Source organism: Streptomyces sp. TRM49041 (assembly GCF_008271805.1).
Lineage (GTDB): Bacteria > Actinomycetota > Actinomycetes > Streptomycetales > Streptomycetaceae > Streptomyces.
On sequence record NZ_VSRY01000167.1, the window covers coordinates 1 to 3,178 of the forward strand.

1 rRNA gene is annotated in these 3,178 nt (G+C 56.8%); it reads right to left on the reverse strand.

Annotated elements, in window-relative coordinates:
- Positions 1–22: 22 nt before the first annotated feature.
- A 23S ribosomal RNA gene (locus FVS66_RS29945) occupies positions 23–3,146 on the reverse strand.
- Positions 3,147–3,178: the final 32 nt, after the last annotated feature.

Sequence of the window (3,178 nt, forward strand, 5' to 3'; positions counted from 1 at the left end):
AACACAGTGGACGCGAGCAACTGAGGACAAGCCCTCGGCCTATTAGTACCGGTCAACTCCACCCATCACTGGGCTTCCATATCCGGCCTATCAACCCAGTCGTCTACTGGGAGCCTTACCCTCTCAAGGAGGTGGGAATACTCATCTCGAAGCAGGCTTCCCGCTTAGATGCTTTCAGCGGTTATCCCTCCCGAACGTAGCCAACCAGCCATGCCCTTGGCAGAACAACTGGCACACCAGAGGTTCGTCCGTCCCGGTCCTCTCGTACTAGGGACAGCCCTTCTCAATATTCCTACGCGCACAGCGGATAGGGACCGAACTGTCTCACGACGTTCTAAACCCAGCTCGCGTACCGCTTTAATGGGCGAACAGCCCAACCCTTGGGACCGACTCCAGCCCCAGGATGCGACGAGCCGACATCGAGGTGCCAAACCATCCCGTCGATATGGACTCTTGGGGAAGATCAGCCTGTTATCCCCGGGGTACCTTTTATCCGTTGAGCGACGGCGCTTCCACAAGCCACCGCCGGATCACTAGTCCCGACTTTCGTCCCTGCTCGACCCGTCGGTCTCACAGTCAAGCTCCCTTGTGCACTTACACTCAACACCTGATTGCCAACCAGGCTGAGGGAACCTTTGGGCGCCTCCGTTACCCTTTAGGAGGCAACCGCCCCAGTTAAACTACCCATCAGACACTGTCCCTGATCCGGATCACGGACCCAGGTTAGACATCCAGCACGACCAGAGTGGTATTTCAACGACGACTCCACCCATACTGGCGTATGAGCTTCAAAGTCTCCCACCTATCCTACACAAGCCGAACCGAACACCAATATCAAACTGTAGTAAAGGTCCCGGGGTCTTTCCGTCCTGCTGCGCGAAACGAGCATCTTTACTCGTAGTGCAATTTCACCGGGCCTATGGTTGAGACAGTCGAGAAGTCGTTACGCCATTCGTGCAGGTCGGAACTTACCCGACAAGGAATTTCGCTACCTTAGGATGGTTATAGTTACCACCGCCGTTTACTGGCGCTTAAGTTCTCAGCTTCGCCCCACCGAAATGGAGCTAACCGGTCCCCTTAACGTTCCAGCACCGGGCAGGCGTCAGTCCGTATACATCGCCTTACGGCTTCGCACGGACCTGTGTTTTTAGTAAACAGTCGCTTCTCGCTGGTCTCTGCGGCCACCCCCAGCTCCGAGTGCAAGACTCTTCACCAGGAATGGCCCCCCTTCTCCCGAAGTTACGGGGGCATTTTGCCGAGTTCCTTAACCATAGTTCACCCGAACGCCTCGGTATTCTCTACCTGACCACCTGAGTCGGTTTAGGGTACGGGCCGCCATGAAACTCGCTAGAGGCTTTTCTCGACAGCATAGGATCATCCACTTCACCACAATCGGCTCGGCATCAGGTCTCACCCTCAATGAGAGACGGATTTACCTATCTCTCGGGCTACACCCTTACCCCGGGACAACCACCGCCCGGGCTGGACTACCTTCCTGCGTCACCCCATCACTCACCTACTACCAGTCTGGGTCACCGGCTCCACCACTCCGTGCTTGTCCGAAGACGCACACGGCGGTTTCACGGGCTTAGCATCGCTGGGTTCAGCGTTGGCGCTTCAAAGCGGGTACCGGAATATCAACCGGTTGTCCATCGACTACGCCTGTCGGCCTCGCCTTAGGTCCCGACTTACCCTGGGCAGATCAGCTTGACCCAGGAACCCTTAGTCAATCGGCGCACACGTTTCCCACGTGTGTATCGCTACTCATGCCTGCATTCTCACTCGTGAACCGTCCACAACTCGCTTCCGCGGCTGCTTCACCCGGCACACGACGCTCCCCTACCCAACCCAGCGGACGTTGGTCCTCATGCTGGATTGACACGACTTCGGCGGTACGCTTGAGCCCCGCTACATTGTCGGCGCGGAATCACTTGACCAGTGAGCTATTACGCACTCTTTCAAGGGTGGCTGCTTCTAAGCCAACCTCCTGGTTGTCTCTGCGACTCCACATCCTTTCCCACTTAGCGTACGCTTAGGGGCCTTAGTCGATGCTCTGGGCTGTTTCCCTCTCGACCATGGAGCTTATCCCCCACAGTCTCACTGCCGCGCTCTCACTTACCGGCATTCGGAGTTTGGCTAAGGTCAGTAACCCGGTAGGGCCCATCGCCTATCCAGTGCTCTACCTCCGGCAAGAAACACACGACGCTGCACCTAAATGCATTTCGGGGAGAACCAGCTATCACGGAGTTTGATTGGCCTTTCACCCCTAACCACAGGTCATCCCCCAGGTTTTCAACCCTGGTGGGTTCGGTCCTCCACGAAGTCTTACCTCCGCTTCAACCTGCCCATGGCTAGATCACTCCGCTTCGGGTCTTGAGCGCGCTACTGAATCGCCCTGTTCGGACTCGCTTTCGCTACGGCTTCCCCACACGGGTTAACCTCGCAACACACCGCAAACTCGCAGGCTCATTCTTCAAAAGGCACGCAGTCACGACTGCATGTGCAAGCACATACAGCGACGCTCCCACGGCTTGTAGGCACACGGTTTCAGGTACTATTTCACTCCGCTCCCGCGGTACTTTTCACCATTCCCTCACGGTACTATCCGCTATCGGTCACCAGGGAATATTTAGGCTTAACGGGTGGTCCCGCCAGATTCACACGGGATTTCTCGGGCCCCGTGCTACTTGGGTGTCTCTTAAACGAGCCGCTGATGTTTCAGCTACGGGGGTCTTACCCTCTACGCCGGACCTTTCGCATGTCCTTCGCCTACATCAACGGTTTCTGACTCGTCTCACAGCCGGCAGACTGTGAAAAAGAGATCCCACAACCCCGCATGCGCAACCCCTGCCGGGTATCACACGCATACGGTTTGGCCTCATCCAGTTTCGCTCGCCACTACTCCCGGAATCACGGTTGTTTTCTCTTCCTGAGGGTACTGAGATGTTTCACTTCCCCTCGTTCCCTCCACACTGCCTATGTGTTCAGCAGCGGGTGACAGCCCATGACGACTGCCGGGTTTCCCCATTCGGACACCCCCGGATCAAAGCTCGGTTGACAGCTCCCCGGGGCCTATCGTGGCCTCCCACGTCCTTCATCGGTTCCTGGTGCCAAGGCATCCACCGTGCGCCCTTAAAAACTTGGCCACAGATGCTCGCGTCCACTGTGCAGTTCTCAA